Origin of the sequence: Morganella morganii (assembly GCF_019242955.1) — a bacterium.
Taxonomy (GTDB): Bacteria; Pseudomonadota; Gammaproteobacteria; order Enterobacterales; family Enterobacteriaceae; genus Morganella; species Morganella sibonii.
Genome location: NZ_CP066129.1, coordinates 1,074,150 through 1,097,036, shown reverse-complemented (window position 1 = coordinate 1,097,036; position 22,887 = coordinate 1,074,150). Strand labels below are relative to the sequence as shown.

24 protein-coding genes are annotated in these 22,887 nt (G+C 52.4%); 19 read left to right on the top strand and 5 right to left on the bottom strand.

What is annotated here, in order from left to right; translation table 11 throughout:
* The first annotated feature begins 87 nt into the window (after positions 1–87).
* From leuS to nadD, 4 genes are read left to right on the top strand one after another with little or no spacing between them, the layout of a single operon-like run.
* Entirely contained in the window at positions 88–2,670 is a 2,583-nt protein-coding gene (leuS, locus tag JC793_RS04900; protein ID WP_218427668.1) for a leucine--tRNA ligase, read from the top strand.
* A gap of 13 nt (positions 2,671–2,683) precedes the next feature.
* Complete coding sequence (gene lptE, locus JC793_RS04895) at positions 2,684–3,238, top strand: LPS assembly lipoprotein LptE (protein WP_107680533.1); 555 nt, start codon at positions 2,684–2,686, stop codon at positions 3,236–3,238.
* Entirely contained in the window at positions 3,235–4,278 is a 1,044-nt protein-coding gene (gene holA, locus JC793_RS04890) for a DNA polymerase III subunit delta (protein ID WP_218427666.1), read from the top strand. The genes lptE and holA overlap by 4 nt, the downstream gene beginning before the upstream one ends.
* Positions 4,259–4,915, top strand: coding sequence for a nicotinate-nucleotide adenylyltransferase (nadD, locus tag JC793_RS04885; protein ID WP_218427664.1), 657 nt, complete (start codon positions 4,259–4,261; stop codon positions 4,913–4,915). The genes holA and nadD overlap by 20 nt, the downstream gene beginning before the upstream one ends.
* Before the next feature lies 1 nt (position 4,916).
* Here nadD and JC793_RS04880 read toward each other — a convergent pair whose 3' ends face one another.
* Positions 4,917–5,636, bottom strand: a complete 720-nt coding sequence (locus JC793_RS04880) for an SDR family oxidoreductase (protein WP_052926256.1) — start codon at positions 5,634–5,636, stop codon at positions 4,917–4,919.
* A gap of 103 nt (positions 5,637–5,739) precedes the next feature.
* On the opposite strand from JC793_RS04880, the gene JC793_RS04875 reads away from it, so the two are divergent.
* Complete coding sequence (locus JC793_RS04875; RefSeq protein WP_046893672.1) at positions 5,740–6,099, top strand: winged helix-turn-helix transcriptional regulator; 360 nt, start codon at positions 5,740–5,742, stop codon at positions 6,097–6,099.
* Here the strand turns inward: JC793_RS04875 and JC793_RS04870 are convergent.
* Positions 6,069–6,596, bottom strand: a complete 528-nt coding sequence (locus JC793_RS04870) for a DUF1722 domain-containing protein (RefSeq protein ID WP_247717322.1) — start codon at positions 6,594–6,596, stop codon at positions 6,069–6,071. The two genes, JC793_RS04875 and JC793_RS04870, sit on opposite strands and share 31 nt — an antisense overlap.
* Before the next feature lie 287 nt (positions 6,597–6,883).
* On the opposite strand from JC793_RS04870, the gene rsfS reads away from it, so the two are divergent.
* From rsfS to JC793_RS04820, 10 genes are all read left to right on the top strand, one after another.
* The gene (gene rsfS, locus JC793_RS04865) at positions 6,884–7,210 is read left to right on the top strand and encodes a ribosome silencing factor (RefSeq protein WP_004240847.1); all 327 of its coding nucleotides are present in this window, start codon (positions 6,884–6,886) and stop codon (positions 7,208–7,210) included.
* Between the two features lie 3 nt (positions 7,211–7,213).
* Positions 7,214–7,684 (top strand): 23S rRNA (pseudouridine(1915)-N(3))-methyltransferase RlmH, encoded by a 471-nt coding sequence (gene rlmH, locus JC793_RS04860; RefSeq protein WP_004235593.1) that lies wholly within the window; start codon positions 7,214–7,216, stop codon positions 7,682–7,684.
* 56 nt (positions 7,685–7,740) lie between these two features.
* Positions 7,741–9,621, top strand: coding sequence for a peptidoglycan DD-transpeptidase MrdA (mrdA, locus tag JC793_RS04855; protein ID WP_166708925.1), 1,881 nt, complete (start codon positions 7,741–7,743; stop codon positions 9,619–9,621).
* Between the two features lie 5 nt (positions 9,622–9,626).
* Entirely contained in the window at positions 9,627–10,739 is a 1,113-nt protein-coding gene (mrdB, locus tag JC793_RS04850) for a peptidoglycan glycosyltransferase MrdB (RefSeq protein WP_052926296.1), read from the top strand.
* A 17-nt stretch (positions 10,740–10,756) separates the two neighbouring features.
* Complete coding sequence (gene rlpA, locus JC793_RS04845) at positions 10,757–11,746, top strand: endolytic peptidoglycan transglycosylase RlpA (RefSeq protein WP_046893670.1); 990 nt, start codon at positions 10,757–10,759, stop codon at positions 11,744–11,746.
* Between the two features lie 91 nt (positions 11,747–11,837).
* Positions 11,838–13,052: a D-alanyl-D-alanine carboxypeptidase DacA gene (gene dacA, locus JC793_RS04840; RefSeq protein WP_046893669.1), complete on the top strand. Its 1,215-nt coding sequence runs from the start codon at positions 11,838–11,840 to the stop codon at positions 13,050–13,052.
* A 69-nt stretch (positions 13,053–13,121) separates the two neighbouring features.
* Positions 13,122–13,385 (top strand): DUF493 family protein YbeD, encoded by a 264-nt coding sequence (ybeD, locus tag JC793_RS04835; RefSeq protein ID WP_046893668.1) that lies wholly within the window; start codon positions 13,122–13,124, stop codon positions 13,383–13,385.
* Positions 13,386–13,528: 143 nt separating this feature from the next.
* Positions 13,529–14,161 (top strand): lipoyl(octanoyl) transferase LipB, encoded by a 633-nt coding sequence (gene lipB, locus JC793_RS04830; protein WP_046893667.1) that lies wholly within the window; start codon positions 13,529–13,531, stop codon positions 14,159–14,161.
* 131 nt (positions 14,162–14,292) lie between these two features.
* Positions 14,293–15,258 carry a lipoyl synthase gene (gene lipA / locus JC793_RS04825; RefSeq protein WP_107680377.1) on the top strand — a complete coding sequence of 322 codons (966 nt, stop codon included), beginning with the start codon at positions 14,293–14,295 and terminating at the stop codon, positions 15,256–15,258.
* A gap of 302 nt (positions 15,259–15,560) precedes the next feature.
* Positions 15,561–16,409, top strand: coding sequence for an EamA family transporter (locus tag JC793_RS04820; RefSeq protein ID WP_166707212.1), 849 nt, complete (start codon positions 15,561–15,563; stop codon positions 16,407–16,409).
* A 91-nt stretch (positions 16,410–16,500) separates the two neighbouring features.
* Here the strand turns inward: JC793_RS04820 and cspE are convergent, their stop codons facing one another.
* The 3 genes from cspE to mnmH form a co-directional block, all read right to left on the bottom strand.
* Positions 16,501–16,710: a transcription antiterminator/RNA stability regulator CspE gene (cspE, locus tag JC793_RS04815; RefSeq protein ID WP_004235583.1), complete on the bottom strand. Its 210-nt coding sequence runs from the start codon at positions 16,708–16,710 to the stop codon at positions 16,501–16,503.
* Between the two features lie 191 nt (positions 16,711–16,901).
* Positions 16,902–17,369 carry a methylated-DNA--[protein]-cysteine S-methyltransferase gene (locus JC793_RS04810; RefSeq protein WP_218427661.1) on the bottom strand — a complete coding sequence of 156 codons (468 nt, stop codon included), beginning with the start codon at positions 17,367–17,369 and terminating at the stop codon, positions 16,902–16,904.
* Between the two features lie 181 nt (positions 17,370–17,550).
* Complete coding sequence (mnmH, locus tag JC793_RS04805; protein ID WP_166707210.1) at positions 17,551–18,633, bottom strand: tRNA 2-selenouridine(34) synthase MnmH; 1,083 nt, start codon at positions 18,631–18,633, stop codon at positions 17,551–17,553.
* 308 nt (positions 18,634–18,941) lie between these two features.
* Here mnmH and nrdH point away from each other — a divergent pair, with 308 nt between their 5' ends.
* From nrdH to nrdF, 4 genes are read left to right on the top strand one after another with little or no spacing between them, the layout of a single operon-like run.
* Complete coding sequence (gene nrdH / locus JC793_RS04800) at positions 18,942–19,160, top strand: glutaredoxin-like protein NrdH (RefSeq protein WP_046893662.1); 219 nt, start codon at positions 18,942–18,944, stop codon at positions 19,158–19,160.
* 22 nt (positions 19,161–19,182) lie between these two features.
* Positions 19,183–19,599, top strand: coding sequence for a class Ib ribonucleoside-diphosphate reductase assembly flavoprotein NrdI (gene nrdI, locus JC793_RS04795; protein WP_052926261.1), 417 nt, complete (start codon positions 19,183–19,185; stop codon positions 19,597–19,599).
* 30 nt (positions 19,600–19,629) lie between these two features.
* Complete coding sequence (gene nrdE / locus JC793_RS04790; RefSeq protein ID WP_218427659.1) at positions 19,630–21,750, top strand: class 1b ribonucleoside-diphosphate reductase subunit alpha; 2,121 nt, start codon at positions 19,630–19,632, stop codon at positions 21,748–21,750.
* 22 nt (positions 21,751–21,772) lie between these two features.
* Positions 21,773–22,735, top strand: coding sequence for a class 1b ribonucleoside-diphosphate reductase subunit beta (gene nrdF, locus JC793_RS04785; protein ID WP_004235573.1), 963 nt, complete (start codon positions 21,773–21,775; stop codon positions 22,733–22,735).
* The last annotated feature ends 152 nt before the right edge of the window (positions 22,736–22,887 follow it).

Sequence of the window (22,887 nt, the reverse complement as noted above, 5' to 3'; positions counted from 1 at the left end):
TAACAAAACCATATATTATTATGCTGTCCGTCCGGTCTGGTCGTCAGTCCGTGTCCGGCAGTTCATCACCACAGGAATACCGGTGCCATGCAAGAACAATATCGTCCCGAAGACATAGAGCAACAAGTCCAGAGTCACTGGCAGGAAAAACAAACATTTAAAGTGACTGAAGATAACAGTAAAGAAAAATACTACTGCCTGTCTATGCTGCCATACCCTTCAGGACGACTACACATGGGCCACGTGCGTAACTACACCCTGGGTGATGTGATGTCACGTTACCAGCGCATGCTGGGTAAAAACGTCTTACAGCCAATCGGCTGGGATGCATTCGGTCTGCCTGCGGAAGGCGCGGCGGTGAAAAACAACACCGCACCGGCACCGTGGACCTATGCCAATATCGAATACATGAAACAGCAGCTGAAAAAGCTGGGTTTCGCGTACGACTGGGATCGCGAAGTCACCACCTGTACGCCGGAATATTACCGCTGGGAACAGTGGTTCTTCACCAAACTGTATGAAAAAGGTCTGGCGTATAAAAAAACCTCCGCAGTGAACTGGTGTCCGCATGACCTGACCGTTCTCGCGAACGAGCAGGTTATCGACGGCTGCTGCTGGCGTTGTGATACCCCGGTTGAGCGCAAAGAGATCCCGCAATGGTTTATCAAAATCACCGCTTATGCCGAAGAGCTGCTCAATGACCTCGATACGCTGGAAGACTGGCCGGAGCAGGTCAAAACCATGCAGCGCAACTGGATCGGCCGTTCCGAGGGTGTGGAAATCACCTTTGATGTTGCTGACAGCACCGAAAAACTGAGTGTCTACACCACCCGCCCGGATACCTTTATGGGTGTTACTTATCTGGCAGTGGCGGCGGGTCATCCGCTGGCACAGCAGGCGGCACAGAACAATCCTGAGCTGAAAACCTTTATCGATGAGTGCCGTAACACCAAAGTGGCAGAAGCTGAAATGGCCACGATGGAGAAAAAAGGCGTGGCAACGGGGATGTTTGCTATTCACCCGCTGACCGGCGAAAAAATCCAGGTCTGGGCTGCCAACTTCGTTCTGATGGAATACGGCACCGGTGCTGTTATGGCGGTTCCGGCACACGACCAGCGTGACTGGGAATTTGCCACCAAATACGATTTACCGATCAAACCTGTCATTCTGAATGAAGACGGTTCTGAGCCGGATATCAGTGAAGCCGCAATGACCGGCAAAAATACGCTGTTCAATTCCGGTGAGTTCGACGGACTGGATTACACCGCCGGTTTCAATGCCATTGCTGACAAACTGGTGGCACTCGGCGTCGGCGAACGCAAAGTGAATTACCGTCTGCGCGACTGGGGTGTTTCCCGTCAGCGTTACTGGGGCGCACCGATCCCGATGGCAACCCTGGAAGACGGCACCGTGGTACCGGTTCCGGAAGATCAGTTACCGGTTATCCTGCCGGAAGATGTGGTCATGGACGGTATCACCAGCCCGATTAAAGCCGATCCGGAGTGGGCAAAAACCACCATCAACGGACAGCCTGCCCTGCGTGAAACCGATACCTTCGATACCTTCATGGAATCCTCCTGGTATTATGCGCGCTACTGCTGCCCGGACTACGACAAAGGCATGCTGGACCCGGCTGCAGCCAACTACTGGCTGCCGGTCGATCAGTATATCGGCGGTATCGAACACGCCATTATGCACCTGATGTATTTCCGCTTCTTCCACAAACTGATGCGTGATGCAGGCCTGGTGAACTCAAATGAGCCGGCAAAAAATCTGCTGTGTCAGGGCATGGTACTGGCCGATTCTTTCTACTACACCGATACCGATGGTCACCGCGTGTGGGTTTCCCCGGAAGAAGCCATTCTTGAGCGTGATGATAAAAACCGTATCATCAAGGCAACAGATAAAGAAGGCCGCGAGCTGGTTCACACCGGCATGAGCAAAATGTCAAAATCGAAGAACAACGGCGTTGATCCGCAGATTATGGTGGAAAAATACGGCGCGGATACCGTTCGTCTGTTTATGATGTTTGCGGCACCACCGGAACTGACCCTGGAATGGCAGGAATCCGGCGTGGAAGGTGCAAACCGCTTTATCCGCCGTGTATGGCGTCTGGTGTATGAGCATGTTCAGAAAGGCAAAACCGCACCGCTGGATATCAGCAGCCTGACGCCGGCACAAAAAGATCTGCGCCGTTCCCTGCACAAAACGATTGCCAAAGTCAGCGATGATGCCGGCCGCCGTAAGCAGTTCAACACCGCCATCGCCGCGATTATGGAACTGCTCAACGAGTTACAGCGTGCACCTCAGGAAACAGAACAGGATCGCGCACTGATGCAGGAAGCACTGGATGCCGTTATCCGTATGCTGTCCCCGATTATCCCTCACGCCGGTTTCACCCTGTGGAAAGCACTGGGTCATGAAACCGATGTGGATGATGCACAGTGGCCGGTCGCCAGTGAAGAAGCAATGGTTGACGATACCAAACTGATTGTTATCCAGATCAACGGTAAAGTCCGCGGCCGTATTACGGTTGCCGCAGATGCGGAACAGGATGCGGTCATGGCGCTGGCGTCAGAAGAAGCGAATGTCGCGAAATACCTCGAAGGTGTGAGCGTTCGCAAAGTTATTTATGTGCCGGGTAAATTACTGAACCTGGTCGTCGGTTAATTAAGGAGATATCGTGCGACATCGCATTATCACGCTGTTGCTCGGGCTTGCGGTGCTGGTCACCGCAGGCTGCGGCTTCCATCTGCGCGGCACCACACAAATTCCGCCTGAACTGCAGAAAATGCAGATCAGTACCGGCGATCCGTATGGCGAACAGACCCGTGCTATCCGTCAGCAACTGCAGCTGAATAACGTACAGATTATTGAAAGCGGTGATGCCTCCGTTCCGGTACTGAAAATCACCGGTTCTTCCGAAGGTAAGGAAGAGACGGTATCCATTTTCCAGGACGGTAAAGCGGCTGAAAAAGAACTGGTTTATTTCCTGAATGCCCAGGTGATTATGCCGAACGGTTCGGTGTATCCGATCAATGTCCGCGTTGAGCGCTCATTCTTTGATAACCCGCTGGAAGCACTGGCAAAAGATGCGGAAAAAGACATGGTCCGCCAGGAAATGCGTGAACAGGCGGCAGCCCGTCTGGTCCGTAAACTGCTGATTATCCAGCCTTCAGAACAGCATAAGCAGGCTGAAAATGCCGAAGCGGCTGAGATTGTCGCACCGAAGGCATGATAAAAGTTTCACCAGAGCAACTCATCACGCAGCTCCGTTCGGGGCTGCGTGAACGTTACCTCCTCTGGGGGAACGAACCCTTATTACTCCAGGAATCCCGGGATGCCATCCGCCATGCGGCGCAGGAACAGGGATTTGACGAGCACTTTACCTTTTCACTTGAACAACATACTGACTGGGATGCGATTTTTTCTGTCTGCCGGTCACTCAGTCTGTTTGCCGGACGGCAGACACTCTCGCTGTATCTGCCGGAAAACGGTCCCAACGCCGCAATGGGCGAACAGCTTCTCCGGCTCGCCGGATTACTGCATCCTGATATTCTGCTGATCCTGCGCGGTCATAAACTGACCAAATCCCAGGAAAACAGCGCCTGGTTTAAAGCGCTGGCACAGGATGGTGTGTATATCGCCTGTATGACGCCGGATCTGAACCGGTTGCCGCAATGGGTCACCGCCCGGGCCGCACTGTTACAGCTTCAGCCGGATGAACAGGCTGTCCGCCTGCTCTGCTATTGCTACGAGGGCAATCTGCTGGCGCTGTCACAGGCTTTATCCCGCCTTGCCCTGATTTATCCGGACGGAAAACTCACCCTGCCCCGCGTGGAAGCGGCCGTTAATGATGCGGCACATTTTACCCCGTATCACTGGGTGGACGCCCTGCTGGCAGGAAAAAGTAAGCGCGCCTGTCATATTCTGACTCAGCTTCTGGCGGAGGATAACGAGCCGGTGATCCTGCTGCGCACCGCACAGCGCGAAGTGATGCAACTGCTGACGTTACAGCGGGAAAGCCGTCATCAGCCGCTGCGTACACTGTTTGACAAGCACCGTATCTGGCAGAACCGCAGGGGAATGATAACAGATGCCCTGGGGCGCCTTGATGCGCATACACTGCAGGTGGCGATATCCCTGATCACCCGTATTGAAATCCGTCTCAAGCAGGATTACGGGCAATCCGTCAGTGATGAGTTACTGACACTGACACTGCTTCTGAGCGGTAAAGCACAGACAGGACAGATCCTCTATGACGAACAACGCGGATAACCGGATTCTGGCGCTGTACGGCGGCACATTTGACCCGATCCACCAGGCGCACATCAATACCGTGAAAGCCATGGCGGCGGAAGCCGGTCTGGAACAGGTAATTTTACTGCCGAACAATGTCCCGCCGCACCGTCCGCAGCCGAAAGCCAATGCACAACAGCGGCTGATGATGGCCGGACTGGCGGTCAGCGGTGATCCGCTGTTCCGGGTGGATGACCGCGAACTGCACCGTGACGCGCTCTCCTATACCGTGGAAACACTGCGTCAGTACCGGTCAGAAATTGGTTCGCGGCGGCCGCTGGCCTTTATCATTGGTCAGGATTCTCTTCTGTCGATTGATACCTGGCATGAATGGGACAAGATTCTGACCCTGTGCCATATACTGGTCTGCAAACGGCCGGGGTACACCCTGGATTTTCCGTCTGAACGTCTCGCTGACTGGTTTGTTCAGCACCTGATCACCACACCGGACAGCCTTCACAAAAGACCGTCCGGCTATATTTTCCTGGCTGATACACCCCTGTTTCCGATTTCCGCCACCAATATCCGAGAACGGCTGAAAAACGGAGAAGACTGTCGTGATCAGCTGGCGCCCGCCGTTCAGGACTATATTCTGGCACAGGGACTTTACCGCTGACTCACCCTGCCTGCCGGGTTTTGGCAATCACAATCTCACGGATGCACACATCCTGCGGTTGCTGATAAGCAAACTGAATACAATCCGCGATTTTTTCCGGGTCCAGACCTGACTGAATCTCTTTTTTCCAGGTCTGGTAATTCTGCTTAATTTCCTCATTGGTGGTATGACTTAATAACGGCGTTTCCACCACCCCCGGCGCAATAGTAATTAAACGGACATTTGCGGATGCCACTTCTTCGCGGATATTTTCCGTAATAGCATGAACCGCAAATTTGGTACCGCAATACACGGAATGGCTGGGAAATGTTTTTCGTCCGGCAATCGAACTGATATTAATAATGGTACCTTCCTGACGCTCAACCATATCGTGCAATACAATATTAATTCCGGTCAGAACACCATTAATATTCACATCCACCATTTGCTGCCATTCTGCATAATCCTGATCATACGGATTATCCAGCAGCATGACGCCCGCACAGTTAATTAATAAATCCGTTTTGCCGTACAGGCTTTCCGCTTCGGCTATTGCGGCCTTCATGGCAGTAAGATCCGTTACATCCACACTGCGGCACAGACTGTCCGGCAGATGAAACCCTTCTGTAATCTGACTGCGGCGTGCCAGTAATAATACCGGATGCCCTGCCTGACTCATTCGTTTTGCCACAGATTCACCAATGCCGGAACTGGCGCCGGTAATAACCACTAATTTTTTCATTGCATTTGCCTTGAGAATATAAATAAAGTTGCATGATTTTATGCCTTGCATTACATATATCAAGAAGGCAGATTAATTTCACAAAGTAACCTGAAGGTAACTAATGGACGATAAAATAAAGAAAATTGTAGTGGTCAGTGAAATAGAAGTTACGCTGTCGGTTATCGGCGGGAAATATAAACCATTAATATTAAATTTATTATCTGAAAAAACCGTTCAGCGCTTTGGTGAAATACGGGCTTATATTGTCAATATTTCACAAAAAACATTAACCAATCAATTACGCGAGATGGAAGCAGATGGTTTACTTACCCGGACGGTCTTTGCCGAAGTGCCGCCCCGCGTGGAATACACAATTACAGATAAAGGCCGCTCACTGATCCCGATTCTGATGCTGATGTGTGACTGGGGCTATGAAAACATGGGCGATCGCTACACACTGCTGCGCCCGGAGTGTGACTGAGCCGGTGCTGCCGCCTGTAATATTGCCTGATCGCATAAATAATCTATCTGATAATGACGGGCAGTGGTGAGTAACAGATGCTTCACCCCCTCCGCCGGACAGGCACCGGTGCGGTAAGCCTCAATTGCCGCACTCATCTGCTGCTTTTCTGCCGGGCTCAGCAGGCGTTTAAAATAGCCCTGCATATGCATCAGCGCATTGGTCATATTGGCACGGGTCGCAGGCTGTGAAAATGCGGTCAGCAGTTCCCGCTGCCAGTGCGCGGCGGTTTCCGCCAGTTCGTCCGGCGATAATGTTCCCGCCTGTGACAACAATCGCCCGCTGCTTTTGTATATACGTGGTGAATAGGCCATCAGCGCATATTTATAACGGCTATGCTCACGGATCAGCCTGCCCGCACTGAGCGGCGGATTCAGTACCTGCGCGAGCGCCTGCTGTGCTGTCTGCCGCCATACTATTTCCTCCGGTTCTTCTTCCGGCTGCCGCTGATATGTCATATTTTCCGCCTTTTCATCTTTTATTGAGTGACTATAGTACAACACACACTGTTTCTGTTTTTCCTGCCCGTACATTTCCTTATATTTCTTTAATCTTTACTGCTTTGTATTCCCCCTGTTCGCTGTTATTCTTGCGGTGCCGGCGGCAACACAGGGCGAACCTCGCAAAATTACCCTGTGTAACGTAAAATAGCGATGATCCCCGGCACACAGCAACCCCGCGCCTGAACTGCATGGCGGTACTACTGACGGGGATGTGTTTCTGTTATCCATTAATCCGGAATAAGGTGAACCTTTTGCAAGGCACAGAATTGCTTGAGTTTATTATTGATAAACTCGAAGACTCAAAAGCGCAGGATATTATTACTATTGATGTACGCGGTAAATCCAGTATTACCGATCACATGATTATCTGTACCGGCACATCAAGCCGTCATCTGGCATCCGTGGCCGATAACCTCGTCACTGACTGCCGTCAGGCAGGTATGATGCCGCTCGGCGTGGAAGGTCAGGGAATTTCTGACTGGATTGTTGTCGATCTCGGTGAAGCTATCGTGCATGTCATGCAGGACGAAAGCCGCCGTATGTATGAATTAGAGAAACTCTGGAGCTGAGTGTTGAAGTTACAGCTCATTGCCGTCGGCACCAAAATGCCTGACTGGGTCGAAACCGGATTTCAGGATTATCTCCATCGCTTTCCGAAAGATATGCCGTTTGAACTGACAGAGATTCCGGCCGGAAAACGGGGGAAAAACGCGGATATTAAGCGTATCCTGGAAAAAGAAGGCGAATTAATGCTGGCGGCAGCGGGCAAAGGTAACCGGATTGTCACACTGGATATTCCCGGCGCACGCTGGGATACTCCGCAGCTGGCCGGTCAGCTGGAACGCTGGAAGCAGGACGGACGCAATATCAGCCTGCTTATCGGCGGCCCGGAAGGCCTTTCGCCTGCCTGTAAAGCCGCAGCAGAACAGAGCTGGTCACTCTCCCCGCTGACCCTGCCGCACCCGCTGGTGCGAGTGCTGGTCGCAGAGAGCCTGTACCGCGCCTGGAGTATTACTGCCAATCATCCGTATCACAGGGAATAACCGCAGTGCCCGGTCTGAATCCGCCTGACGGCGATAAGAAAAAACATAAGCAACGGATGGATTTCCGCGATTACAGTGCGGAATCCGCCCTGTTCATCCGCCGTGCGGTGGTTGCGTTTATCGGTATTGTTATTTTATCTGCCGTACTGGTGGTGAATCTCTATCATCTCCAGATTAACCGCCATGAAGATTATCAGACCCGTTCCAATGATAACCGGATAAAACTGGTTCCTATTCCGCCGAGCCGTGGCATGATTTATGACCGCAGAGGCACTCTGCTGGCGGAAAACAGAACGATTTATCAGCTCGAAATCATACCGGAGAAGGTCACTGACCTGCCGGATGTCCTGAATGAGCTGCGCGAAATCGTTGACCTGTCCGACGAAGACATCGCAAATTATGAAAAAGAGCGCCGCCGTTCGCGCCGCTTTACCTCTATTCCGCTGAAAACCCCGCTCAGTCAGATTCAGGTGGCGCGGTTTTCGGTTAATCAGTACCGTTTCCCGGGACTGGAAATCAAAGGTTATCAGCGCCGCTTCTACCCTTACGGGTCCGCCCTGACCCATGTCATTGGTTATGTGGCCAAAATTAACGACAAAGATGTCGAACGTCTGGATAAAGACGGGATTTTACCGAACTATGCTGCCACCCATGACATCGGTAAGCTGGGTATTGAGCGCTATTATGAATCCGTCCTGCACGGCAAAACCGGCTATGAGGAAGTGGAAGTCAACAGCCGCGGCCGGGTGATCCGCCAGTTACACGAGCAGGCACCGCAGGCCGGGAAAGATATCTATCTGACGATAGATCTTGAATTACAGATGTATATCGAAAAACTGCTGACCACCAGCCGGGCAGCTGTCGTGGTCAGTGATCCGCGCAACGGCGAAATCCTGGCGCTGGTGTCTAACCCGAGTTATGACCCGAACCTGTTTGTGAACGGCATTTCCGGCCCGGATTACCGCGGGTTGCTCAATAATCCGGATCGCCCGCTGATTAACCGTACGACTCAGGGACTCTATCCGCCGGCATCCACGGTGAAACCGTTTATCTCGGTGGCGGCTCTCAGTGAAAAAGTGATCACCCGCAACACCACCATTTTTGACCCGGGCTGGTGGCAGTTACCGGGTTCGGAAAAACGTTACCGCGACTGGAAACGCTATGGTCACGGCAATCTGAACGTAGTGAAATCGATTATTGAATCTGCGGATACCTTCTTCTATCAGGTGGCGTATGACATGGGGATCGACCGTCTGTCCGCCTGGATGACCCGCTTCGGTTACGGCGAATATTCCGGTATTGATCTGATAGAAGAATACAACGGTGTGATGCCGACCCGCGAATGGAAACAGCGGCGCTACAAGAAGCAATGGTATCAGGGTGATACCATCCCGGTCGGGATCGGCCAGGGATACTGGACATCAACCCCCATCCAGATGTCAAAAGCGCTGAATACCCTGATAAATGATGGTGTGGTAAAAACGCCGCATCTGCTGCTCGGTACCAAAGAGGGTGACGGCATGCTGCCGTATGAGCAGAAAGACTATATTACCATCGGTGATATTCATTCCGGTTACTGGGAGCTGGCAAAATCCGGCATGTACGGCGTGGCTAACGCGCCGAACGGCACCGGCCGTAAATTCTTTGCCGGAACACCATACAAAGCCGCCGCCAAGTCGGGGACAGCACAGGTGTTCAGCTATGAAACCTATAACGCCAGCAAACTGGCGGAACGTCTGCGCGACCATAAATTAATGATTGCCTACGCACCTTACGATAACCCGACGGTGGCAGTGACCATCATTCTGGAAAACGGCGGTGCAGGCCCGGCAGTAGGTACCCTGGTCCGTCAGATCCTTGATCATGTCCTGCTGGGTGATAACAACACGGTGCTGCCTGATGCCCCGCCATCGCCGCCCGGCAGTGAAACTGAGTAATGCCCATGACTGATAATCCGCGCAAAGTATCTCTGATGACCCGCATGCACATCGACTTCCCGTTGCTGGTGCTGCTGCTGATCCTGCTGGTTTACAGTGCGTTTGTACTGTGGAGTGCCAGCGGGCTGGACACGGAAATGATGGAGCGCCGCCTCGGGCAGATTTTCTCCGGTATCATTATTATGCTGATCATGGCGCAGATCCCGCCGCGGGTGTATGAAACCTGGGCGCCGCATCTTTATATTGTCTGTGTCATCCTGCTGGTCTTTGTCGATGTGTTCGGGCAGATCAGTAAAGGCGCACAGCGCTGGCTTGATCTGGGAATTGTCCGTTTCCAGCCGTCTGAGATTGCCAAAATTGCGGTTCCGCTGATGGTGGCGCGGTTTATGAACCGCGACCAGTGCCCGCCGACACTGAAAAATACGGCTATCGCCCTGCTGCTGGTGGTGGTACCGACATTACTCGTGGCCGCACAACCCGATCTCGGGACATCCATCCTGGTGGCGGCTTCCGGTATTTTTGTGCTGTTTCTGGCCGGTATGAGCTGGCGCCTTATCGGAATAGCCCTCCTGCTGCTTGCCGCCTTTATTCCGCTGCTCTGGTTTTTCCTGATGCACGATTACCAGCGCGGCCGCGTGATGATGCTGCTCGATCCGGAAACCGACCCGCTCGGTGCCGGTTATCATATTATTCAGTCAAAAATTGCCATCGGCTCCGGCGGGCTGGCCGGAAAAGGCTGGATGCTGGGCACCCAGTCCCAGCTGGAATTCCTGCCGGAACGTCATACTGACTTTATCTTTGCGGTCCTCGCGGAAGAGCTGGGGCTGGTCGGCGTGATCTTTTTGCTGGTACTCTATCTGCTGATCATTATGCGCGGGCTGATGATTGCCGCCCGTGCCCAGAATACGTTCGGGCGGGTGATGGTCGGTGGCCTGATGCTCATCTTCTTTGTCTATGTGTTTGTGAATATCGGTATGGTCAGCGGAATACTGCCGGTGGTTGGTGTACCGCTGCCGATGATGAGTTACGGCGGCTCCGCTCTGATTGTATTAATGGCAGGGTTTGGTATTGTCATGTCAATTCATACACACCGTAAGATGCTGTCAAAAAGCTTATAATACATTACGAGGTTTTCATGCGTTTACAATGGATTGCGGTCACAGCAATGGCCGCCCTGCTGGCAGGCTGCCCGTCAGTGCAACAGCCGGTTAAACAGACACCGCCGCCGGGACCGGCAAAAGAGATTCTCGGCGCCGTACCGGCCTATGAGCCGCTGCATCCGGGCGCGAATAATGATTATGTCCGTAATGGTCAGCAATATCAGATTGTCCGTGATCCGGAAAACTTCAGTCAGCAGGGTTATGCCTGGATTTACGGCCAGGCGCAGAACGGCAACCGGACAGCCACCGGCGAAATCGTCAACAGCGCCGAACTGACCGCCTCTCACCCGACTTTGCCAATCCCGGGCTATGCACGTGTGACTAATATGGCAAATAACCGCATGATGGTGGTACGGATAAACGATCGCGGCCCGTATATGCCGGGCAAACAAATCGGACTTTCCCGTGCAGTGGCAGATCGCCTGAACCTGCTGCCGAACACCAAAATTAAAATTGACCCGATTGTGGTCGCGGAAGACGGCTCTCTGAGCGGAACCGGGACTGTCGGCACCGTTGTCGCCAAACAGAGCTATGCCCTGCCGGGCCGCCCTGAGCTGGGAAAAACCAGTGCACTGGGTACACCGGTAACCAACACCACCCCGGTCGTGCCGATCAACAGCCGTCCGGTTATGGCACAACCGCAGCCTGAATCCGCACTTATCCCGGTCGTGAAACAGCCCGCAGCACCGGCAGATGCACAAACTGAAAACACAGACACTCCCGCACCGCAACCGGTCACGGTGAGTGGTTACCGTGTCCAGGTGGGTGCGGTGGCCAGTGAGGAACGCGCATCACAATGGCAGAAAGAACTCAGCGGCAAACTGGGCGTACCCGGAATGACAGAAACCGCAGGCGATATTTACCGCGTTCAGCTGGGGCCGTTTGCCAGCCGTGAACAGGCCGCAGAGGTTCAGGGACGCCTTCAGCAGCAGCTGAATATGAATTCATTTATCCTGGCACCGTAAAACAGGCTGTGATAACACTACGCGCTGTCATGGCACTTTGCTATGATAGCGTTTCTTTTTCACCGGCATCATCAATGTTGTTTTAACACTCATGAAATACGCAACGACTTATCAACACCGCGCCGGACGGCTGGCCGCATTCGGCCTGACCCTGGCATTGAGCGCCGCAGCTTCTGCCGCTGATGTTCCGAATCTGAATACCACAATCCCGGCCGTACCGGATATTGAAGCGGAATCCTATATTCTGATGGATTACCACTCCGGAAAAATACTGGCTGAGAAAAATGCCGATATCCGTCGTGATCCCGCCAGCCTGACCAAAATGATGACCAGCTATGTCATCGGACAGGCGATGAATGCCGGAAAATTCACACCGGAAACTATGGTCACTATCGGGGAAAACGCCTGGGCGACCGGTAACCCGGTGTTCCGCGGCTCCTCACTGATGTTCCTCAAACCGGGCGAACGCGTCAGCGTATCCGACCTGAGCCGCGGCATTAACCTGCAATCCGGTAATGATGCCTGTGTGGCGATGGCAGAATTTGTTGCCGGCGACCAGGAAACCTTTGTCAGCCAGATGAATGCTTATGTGTCACAACTCGGCCTGAAAAATACCCATTTTAAAACCGTTCACGGCCTGGATTCCGAAGGTCAGTACAGTACTGCCCGGGATATGGCTCTGATTGGTCAGGCCATGATCCGTGATGTGCCGAATGAATACGCTATCTATAAAGAGCGCTCATTCACCTATAATAATATTACCCAGCAAAACCGTAACGACCTGCTGGGTGATAAAAGCCTGAATGCGGACGGGATTAAAACCGGCCACACCAGCGGCGCGGGCTATAACCTGGTAGCGTCAGCCACTGAAGGGGATATGCGTCTTATTTCCGTTGTGATGGGCACCAAATCAGCCAAAGCCCGTAATGCGGAAAGCAAAAAACTGCTTACGTGGGGTTTCCGTTTCTTTGAAACCGTCAAACCGATGCAGAAAGATAACCCGCTGGTCTCGGAAATCGTCTGGTTCGGGGATAAAGACAAAGTGCAGTTAGGCGTGGAAAATGATGTCTATATCACTATCCCGCGCGGCCGCCTGAAAGATCTGAAAGCCGGTTTTGTTCTGACCAATCCGGAACTGCACGCTCCGCTGGCCAAAAACCAGGTGGTCGGCACGATTAACTTCCAGCTCGACAACCAGATTATTGAAACCCGGCCGCTGGTCGTCACTGAAGCGGTACCGGAAGGTAACTTCTTCAGTCGTCTGATCGACTATATCCGCCTGCTGTTTCACCGCTGGTTTGGCTGAAGACTTGAAATCAGATGAACTATCCCCATATTTAATTCATCTGAAGTTTTGCTTTATTAAGGAGCACCCATGAAAACCAAACTTGATGAACTGTTAGAGTTCCCCTGCTCATTTACCTACAAAGTGATGGGTGCCGCTGAACCGGAATTAGTGAATGATGTTCTGGAAGTGATTCAGCGCCACGCGCCGGGTGACTACAGTCCGTCAATCAAACCGAGCAGCAAAGGAACCTATCATTCCGTTTCTGTGACGATTGATGCGACACACATTGAGCAGATCGAGAATCTGTACGAAGAATTAGGCGCGTTAGAACGTGTCAGAATGGTGCTGTAATACCGTTATTTCTTCATCATTTCAGGCCGCCTTTCAGGGCGGCCTTTTTTTTTATCCTGCTGAACATTTTATGCCCGTCACTGGTACGTATTTGCCGTGCGCGTTATACTGCTGACCCGGCATACCGAACTGAAGATATCATTTTGCAAAATAACACCATCATTTTACGCCAGCTGGGCCTGCGGCCTTATCATCCTGTTTCCGAAGCCATGCACCAATTTACTGAGCAGCGTACTGCGGACACCGGCAACGAGATCTGGCTGGTCGAACATGAGCGCGTTTTTACCCAGGGACAGGCCGGTAAAGCAGAACACGTCCTGGCCCCCGGCGATATACCGGTGATCCAATCCGATCGCGGCGGCCAGGTGACGTACCACGGCCCGGGACAGCAGGTCATGTATGTGATGATTGACCTTAAGCGTGACAAAATCGGTGTGCGCGAACTGGTATCCGCTCTGGAAAATGCCGTGGTTGAAACCCTGAAACAGTGGAATATTGATGCTTATCCGCGCCCGGACGCCCCCGGCGTTTATGTGGCAGGTAACAAAATCTGTTCACTCGGTCTGCGTATCCGTAACGGCCGCTCATTCCACGGGCTGGCGCTCAATATCAATATGGATCTTGAGCCTTTTCACCGCATTAATCCCTGTGGTTATGCCGGTCTTGCCATGACGCAAATGGCTGATTTTGTTCCCGGTATTACCCTTGCGGATGTTCAGCCTGTGCTGACCGCACAATTCTGCCGGCAATTAGGATTCCAACTTGCCGCAGAATAGTGATATAATTTTTTTAACATTTTTAAAAAGATTTTTAAAAGATTGATGATATTGTTACATTCAGCAGACAGGCCGTCACCACGGCGCTCATCAATCACAATCCGATGAATCTAACCGGAAATGACATAAACATGAGTAAACCAATTCAGATGGAGCGCGGTATCAAGTACCGCGACGCCGATAAAATGGCGCTTATCCCGGTCAAAAACCTGGTATCAGAGACGACCGAACGATTACGCAAACCAAGCTGGATGAAAATCAAACTTCCGGCCGATTCCCATAAAATCAAGGGGATCAAAGATGCAATGCGCCGTAACGGCCTGCATTCTGTCTGTGAGGAAGCCTCCTGCCCGAACCTGAGCGAATGCTTTAACCACGGTACCGCCACATTTATGATCCTCGGGGCTATCTGTACCCGCCGCTGCCCGTTCTGTGACGTTGCCCACGGCCGCCCGAATGCACCGGATGCCAACGAGCCGCAGAAACTGGGTCAGACCATCAAAGATATGGGACTGCGCTATGTGGTGATCACCTCTGTTGATCGTGATGACCTGCGTGACGGTGGTGCTCAGCACTTTGCTGACTGTATCACCGCTATCCGCGATCACAGCCCGGCCATTAAAATTGAAACTCTGGTGCCGGACTTCCGCGGCCGTATGGATAAAGCACTGGAAATCCTGACCGCCACCCCGCCGGATGTTTTCAACCACAACCTGGAAAACGTACCGCGTGTTTACCGCCAGGTGCGCCCGGGCGCGAACTATGACTGGTCACTGAAACTGCTGGAACGCTTTAAAGAAGCGCATCCGGAGATCCCGACCAAATCCGGTCTGATGGTCGGTTTAGGCGAAACCAATGACGAGATCCTGGATGTTATGCGCGACCTGCGCCGTCACGGCGTCACCATGTTGACGCTGGGCCAGTATCTCCAGCCGAGCCGCCACCACCTGCCGGTTCAGCGTTATGTCAGCCCGGAAGAGTTTGAGGAAATGAAAGCCGAAGCCATGGCGATGGGCTTCACCCACGCTGCCTGCGGCCCGTTTGTCCGCTCTTCTTACCATGCTGATTTGCAGGCCAAAGGCGAAGAAGTTAAATAATTTCCCGCCGTTCTGTGAATACCGGAAACCGCCGCTGAAAAACGGCGGTTTTTTTATGCCGCTCCGGTGATGACGCCGGTAACGGGCAAAACGAAAAGTCGCTGTAAACACATCCTTTGCGCCCGGATCGCGCCATCCATGGCGCTTACGCTTTTCGTTCGCCTGCCCGTTACCGGTGTTTTACCTGACCGGAAAACAGCTCAATGATGTATGTCTTTTGTGCTCTGCCTCTCTGCCGCTATTCCCACTGCTACTGATACTGATTATGATGCGTGCCATAACACATTAATAATGAGTAAATTATGCAACGTAGTGGCGTTTTATGTCTGACCGCACTGGCTCCCGCCGTCTGGGGCAGTACTTACCTGGTGACAACCGAAATGCTGCCTGCCGGCTACCCGATGACTGTCGCTATGCTGCGCGCTTTACCGGCCGGTCTGCTGCTGATGCTGTTTATCCGTCAGTTGCCGAAAGGGATCTGGTGGGGGCGGATTTTCGTGCTCGGCGCGCTGAATTTCGCCGTGTTCTGGTGGCTGCTGTTTGTATCCGCCTATCGTCTGCCGGGCGGCGTGGCTGCGACGGTCGGCGCTATTCAGCCGCTGATAGTGCTGCTGCTCTCCCGTATGGTGCTGGGAAATGTGCTGAAACCGCTGGCGGTGATCGGCGCACTGTGCGGGATAGGCGGGGTGGCACTGCTGTTACTGACGCCGCAGGCAAAACTTGACACCATCGGTATCATTGCCGGGTTAGCCGGTGCCTTCTCCATGGCCGCCGGTACGGTACTGAGCCGCCGCTGGCAGCCGGATGTCTCACCGCTGACCTTTACCACGTGGCAGCTCACTGCAGGCGGATTACTCCTGCTCCCGGTCTCTCTGCTGCTCGAACCGGCACTGCCGCCGCTGACACTGCTCAATATCAGCGGATTGCTGTATCTGGGGCTGATTGGTGCAGCACTGACGTATCTGTTCTGGTTTCGCGGACTGGCGATCCTCGGACCGAATTCAGTCGCATCGCTCGGTTTTCTCAGCCCGCTGACTGCCGTATTGCTGGGCTGGTTTGTGCTGGATCAGCAATTGAGCCTGTTACAGTGTGCAGGAGTTATCGTGGTGATCGGCAGTGTCTGGCTCAGTCAGGTCGCTAACCGGCGCTGATATAAAAAAAACCCGTTACTATGGTGAGTAACGGGTTTTCGTCACGGTAATGTCGAATTAAAATAACGGCTACGGTATAGCGAGTTACAACTTAAATCGAGACAACGTTTGCAGCAGACGGGCCTTTTGCGCCATCAACGATTTCAAATTCCACTTTCTGGCCTTCTGCCAGTGTTTTGAAACCATCATTCAGAATTGCAGAGAAGTGAACAAACACATCTTTGCTGCCGTCTTCCGGAGTGATAAAACCGAAACCTTTTGCTTCGTTAAACCACTTCACGTTACCTTTGCGCTTTGACATTCAAAAAAACCTTTTTACAAGTGATAGTACTTCATCAGTACCCGGCCAGTCATCATCAGACTGTATTGATCCTGCCGGGCAATCTGGTTCGATACTAAACTACCCGTCGGATAATGGTATTCTGAGTGATATTTCGCTGATATACCAGAGGATTTGTCCTGGTTATTTCAGCGGACAATTGTATTTATCCCTCAGATGATCCCTTCATGGCGCAGCAGCCACTGCTTGATATCAAGGCCGCTGCTGTAGCCGCCCATTGAGCCGTCGTGTGCAATCACGCGGTGACACGGAATAATCAGACAAATCGGGTTACGCCCGTTTGCCATACCGACCGCACGGCAATAATTAGCCGATCCCAGTTTTAATGCCAGATCTTTATAAGACCAGGTAACCGCAAACGGAATCGTTGATAACTGCGCCCACACCCTGGTCTGGAATTCAGTACCGTGCGGATTGAGTTTTACACTGAAATCCTGTCGTTTCCCGGCGAAATATTCATCCAGCTCATGAATGCACTGTCTGATATGCGGATTATCACTGTCTGTCTGCTCCGGTGCAGTATCATCAAATCCCAGTTCAGTGATCCCCTGCTCATCCGCACTGATAATGATAAAACGGCGCGGAAATCCGGTTGGAGCCTTTATATAAGTCGTCGCCATACGTTTGCCCTTTGTGCTGGTTTTGCTATAGCAAAACCTAATTATGATAAAGAGACAAACATCATTTACGTCATTCATCTCACAACAGAGAAAATAACGAGGCAAATGAATTCATGCAAGTCAGTTCACCGGAAAATGATATCCCGGCGGACTGATTTATGACGAATGATGAGACAGCTGATTATTTCAGCCAGTCGGCGACGGCCTCATACGTGCCGCGAAAGAGGATGCGATCGGCTTTTTTACTCAGCTGATAGCGGTACATCGGGTCATAATATTCTTCCAGAAGCGGGCACAGCCACGAGAAATGCACTTCGGTATTGCCGCTGCGCCATTGCTCCGCGAGGGCACTATCGAGCAGTGCGGTCAGTTCCGCGGCACGCTGTGTGCCGAGCCGCCGCCGGATAGCAGACAGCCCGTGATGCAGATACTCGCTGTATGCCTCACGTCCCTTCTCTTCACCGTATGCGGTGGTGAAATCACAGGTCATGCGGTCAAAATACTCTTCTTTCAGGCGTTCCAGACGGCGCTCAAACGGATCTTCCACCACCACCAGCGACGCCTGTGCCATTTGTGCCCGCAGCGGCTCCGGCAGACCGTTAGCCCCGATAGCGCGGCCCTCATCTTCCAGCACCCAGCGGGTACAGGTTTCTTCTTTTTTTATCATCGCGGCAGCGAGATGGTTTTCAAATGTCGCCTGAGCAAACTGCGCCTCCAGCGTGCGGCCGAAAGACGATCCCCGGTGATGCGCCAGCCCTTCAAGGTCAATACCGTCAGCCAGTTCGCCCACCAGTGTGGTTTTACCGCTGCCGGTGCAGCCGCCGATCAGGATCACCGGACGTGCCACCAGCGCTTCCGTCACCTGAATGACCGCCTGGCGCAATGCTTTGTAACCCCCGGTGATCAGCGGGTATTCCGTCCCGGCCTCCCGCAGCCACTGCTGCACGATATGTGAACGCTGCCCTCCGCGGGCACAGCAGAGATACCCCTGCGGATATTCTGCACAGGCCGCCAGCCAGGCGGTCATCCGCTGCTCACGGATTTCACCGCTGACCAGCTGATGCCCCAGCGCAATCGCCTTTTCAGATCCCTGCTGCTTATAGCAGGTGCCGACAGCCGCCCGCTCCTCATCATTCATCAGCGGCAGGTTATGTGAAGCAGGCATCGCTCCCTGACTGAATTCGACCGGTGCGCGGACATCAATCAGCGGAGTATCAGAAGCAAGAAGTGTGCGGATGGTTCGGGAAGACGGGGCTAATTCCATAATAAATGTGTGATTTCAGTTCAGGTGCCAATAGATTCAGCTGTCTGTAAAAGACAGTTCAGATTTTTTTATTGTACGCCTGCCCGCGGCATTTGTCGCTGCGGATTTTCCGCCGCCGCATACTCACCGTACGGACAGTTCATCGTGCATTTACTCACATCCGGATTAATAATAGTGATAATCATTCAAATTACAAAAACACCATATATAGTGTGGTTGATATATTTAAAATCTACATATAGTATTCGAGACACAGCTAACCCACGATATCTGCTCATAACGGGCAGCCATAACCACGGGATACCACCATGACAGTGACTATCTACAGCAAACCCGACTGCGTACAGTGCAATGCCACCTATCAGATGCTGACACGGAAAAATATTCCGTTCAGTGTCATCGATATCACTCAGGATGAACAGGCGTATCAGCATGTCCGCACACTGGGCTATCAGCAGGTGCCGGTGGTGATCGCCGGTCAGGAACACTGGGCCGGGTTCCGTCCCGACAAACTTGCCGCCCTCTGAGCAGCATATCCCCGGAGGCACCATGACCACACAGGCACTGATTTATTTTTCCACCCGTTCAGAAACCTGTCACCGGTTCACTGAAAAGCTGGGAATTCCGGCCACCCGGCTGCCGGAAGACGGGAATCTGGCCGCCACACAACCCTTTGTGCTGCTGGTGCCGACCTACGGCGGCGGCCATCACAATGGTGCGGTACCGCGTCCGGTGATCCATTTTCTGAACCGCCCTGAGAACCGGGCATTGCTGCGCGGCGTGATTGCCGCCGGTAATACCAATTTTGGCCGCGCTTATGCCATTGCCGGTGACATTATCTCCGCCAAATGTCAGGTGCCGTTTTTATACCGCTTTGAACTGCTCGGCACGCAGGCGGATGTGGATAACGTCCGCCGCGGCTTACACCATTTCTGGCAGCAGCAGGCCGCTGAATCCGCCTGCTGAATGCTGCTTATCTGATACCGGAATAACACGATGACCACTGAATACACGGATTACCACGCCCTGAATGCCATGCTCAATCTGTATGATACAGAGGGAAAAATCCAGTTTGATAAAGATGTGACGGCCGCACACCACTACTTCCGTCAGCATGTTAATCAGAACACCGTGTTTTTCCATAATCTGCGGGAAAAGCTCGATTTTCTGATTAATGAAAACTATTACGAAGCTGATGTTATCGGACAATATGATTTTGAATTTATTAAAAATCTGTTCCGGCAGGCGTACAGTAAAAAATTCCGCTTTGCGACTTTCCTCGGTGCCCTGAAATATTATACCGGCTATACCCTGAAAACCTTTGACGGCCAGCGTTATCTGGAGCGGTTTGAAGATCGCGTCTGCATGGTGGCGCTGACGCTGGCACGGGGAGATACGAAACTGGCAGAACATCTGCTGGAAGAGATCATCAGCGGACGTTTCCAGCCCGCCACCCCGACGTTCCTCAACTGCGGCAAAAAACAGCGCGGGGAGTTTGTCTCCTGCTTCCTGCTGCGCATTGAAGATAATATGGAATCCATCGGGCGCAGTGTGAACTCGGCGCTGCAACTCTCGAAGCGCGGCGGCGGTGTGGCATTTCTGCTGACCAACCTGCGCGAATCCGGCGCACCGATCAAACTGATTGAAAACCAGTCCAGCGGCGTGGTACCGGTGATGAAGATGCTGGAAGATGCCTTTTCTTACGCCAATCAGCTTGGCGCGCGTCAGGGGGCCGGAGCCGTGTATCTGCATGCACACCATCCGGATATCCTCACGTTTCTCGATACCAAACGGGAAAACGCGGATGAAAAAATCCGCATCAAAACGCTCTCCCTCGGTGTGGTTATCCCGGATATCACCTTTGAGCTGGCCAAAAACAACGAGCCGATGTATCTCTTCTCCCCGTACGATGTTGCACGGGTGTACGGCAAACCGATGTCAGAGCTGAGTATCACAGAGCACTATACTGATATGGTCAACAATAAAGCCATCCGTAAGCGCAAAATCAATGCCCGTGAATTTTTCCGTATCCTGGCGGAGATCCAGTTTGAGTCCGGTTATCCCTACATCATGTTTGAGGATAATGTGAACCGGGCCAACCCGGTTGCCGGTTACATTAATATGAGCAATCTCTGCTCGGAGATCCTCCAGGTCAACAGCGCCAGTGAATACAACGACGACCTGAGCTACCGCCACACCGGCCGTGATATCAGCTGTAACCTCGGCTCGCTGAATATTGCGAAAATGATGGATTCCCCGGATTTCGCCCGCTCCGTTGACATCGCCGTGCGCGGACTGACGGCGGTATCGGATATGAGTGAAATACGCAGTGTGCCGTCCATTGATCACGGCAACCGCGGCTCTCATGCCATCGGGCTCGGGCAGATGAACCTGCACGGCTATCTGGCGCGGGAGCATATCCATTATGGTTCGGAAGAAGGTATTGATTTCACCAATATCTATTTCTTAACCATCGCCTACTATGCCCTGAAAGCCTCAAACCAGCTGGCGATTGAACGGCAGCAGACATTCCGTAATTTTGAACAGTCCGCCTATGCCAGCGGGGAATACTTCAGCAAATACATTGCGCAGAAATGGGAACCGGCGACAGAAAAAGTCCGCGCCCTGTTTGCGGATGCCGGAATTACCGTCCCGTCGCAGGCTGACTGGCAGCAGCTGAAAGAGAGTGTCATGGCGCACGGGTTGTACAACCAGAATTTACAGGCTGTTGCGCCGACCGGATCGATTTCCTATATCAATCACGCGACCTCCTCCATTCATCCGATTGTAGCCCGCATTGAGATCCGCAAAGAAGGTAAGCTTGGCCGCGTCTATTATCCTGCGGCGTATATGACCAACGATAACCTTGAGTATTACCGCGATGCCTATGAAATCGGGCCGGAAAAGATCATCGATACTTACGCTGCCGCCACACAGCATGTTGATCAGGGCTTGTCTCTCACCCTGTTTTTCAGTGACGAGGCATCCACCCGCGATATCAACCGTGCACAGATTTACGCCTGGCGCAAAGGGATAAAAACCCTCTATTACGTCCGTCTGCGCCAGTCCGCACTGGAAGGCACCGAAGTGGCGGGCTGTGTTTCCTGCGCCGTATAACCCATTTTTTAAGAGATATTATATGACCACATTAAGCCGCATTTCCGCGATCAACTGGAACCGGATTGAGGATGACAAAGACCTTGAAGTCTGGAACCGTCTGACCAGCAATTTCTGGCTGCCGGAAAAAGTCCCGCTCTCCAATGACATTCCGTCATGGCAGACGCTGACCCCGGCAGAGAAGCAACTGACTATCCGGGTCTTCACCGGGCTGACCCTGCTGGATACCATTCAGAATACGGTTGGCGCCCCTGCCCTTATCCCGGATGCCCTGACACCGCACGAGGAAGCCGTACTCTCCAACATCAGCTTTATGGAGGCGGTGCATGCCCGCTCTTACAGCTCGGTTTTCTCTACGCTCTGCTCCACACAGGAGATCGATGACGCCTACCGCTGGAGTGAGGAGGAACCGACACTGCAAAACAAAGCGGCGATTATTCTCGGTTACTATCGTGACCCGCACCCGCTGAAAAAGAAAGTCGCCAGTGTGTTTCTGGAATCCTTCTTATTCTATTCCGGCTTTTATTTGCCGATGTACTGGTCAAGCCGCGCCAAACTGACGAATACTGCCGATCTTATCCGCCTGATTATCCGTGATGAAGCAGTACACGGCTATTATATCGGTTATAAATTCCAGCGTTCATTACAGAATTATGACGAACAAACCCGTAAAGAAATAAAGGAATTTACGTTCAGTCTGTTATTTGATTTATACGAAAATGAAGTCAGTTATACACGAAAATTATATGACGGTGCAGGGTGGTCTGAGGATGTGATTAAATTCCTGCATTACAACGCAAATAAAGCACTGATGAATTTAGGCTATGAAGCGCTGTTTCCGGAGAGTGTGACAGATGTCAGCCCGGCAATATTATCGGCGCTGTCACCGGATGCCAACGAGAATCACGATTTCTTTTCCGGCTCCGGTTCTTCTTATGTGATCGGCAAAGCAGTGAATACCGAAGATGAGGACTGGGATTTTTAAATCAATAATTTCCGTTTAAGTGTCATGTGAAAAACACCGATTTTATTAATGCACTGATATTGCAGCATATTTATATCAGTGCATTTTTTGCTCATAAAACAACCTGAATTATCAATTTTTCCGGAGCTATTTTCCGGTTATTGGGGTATTTT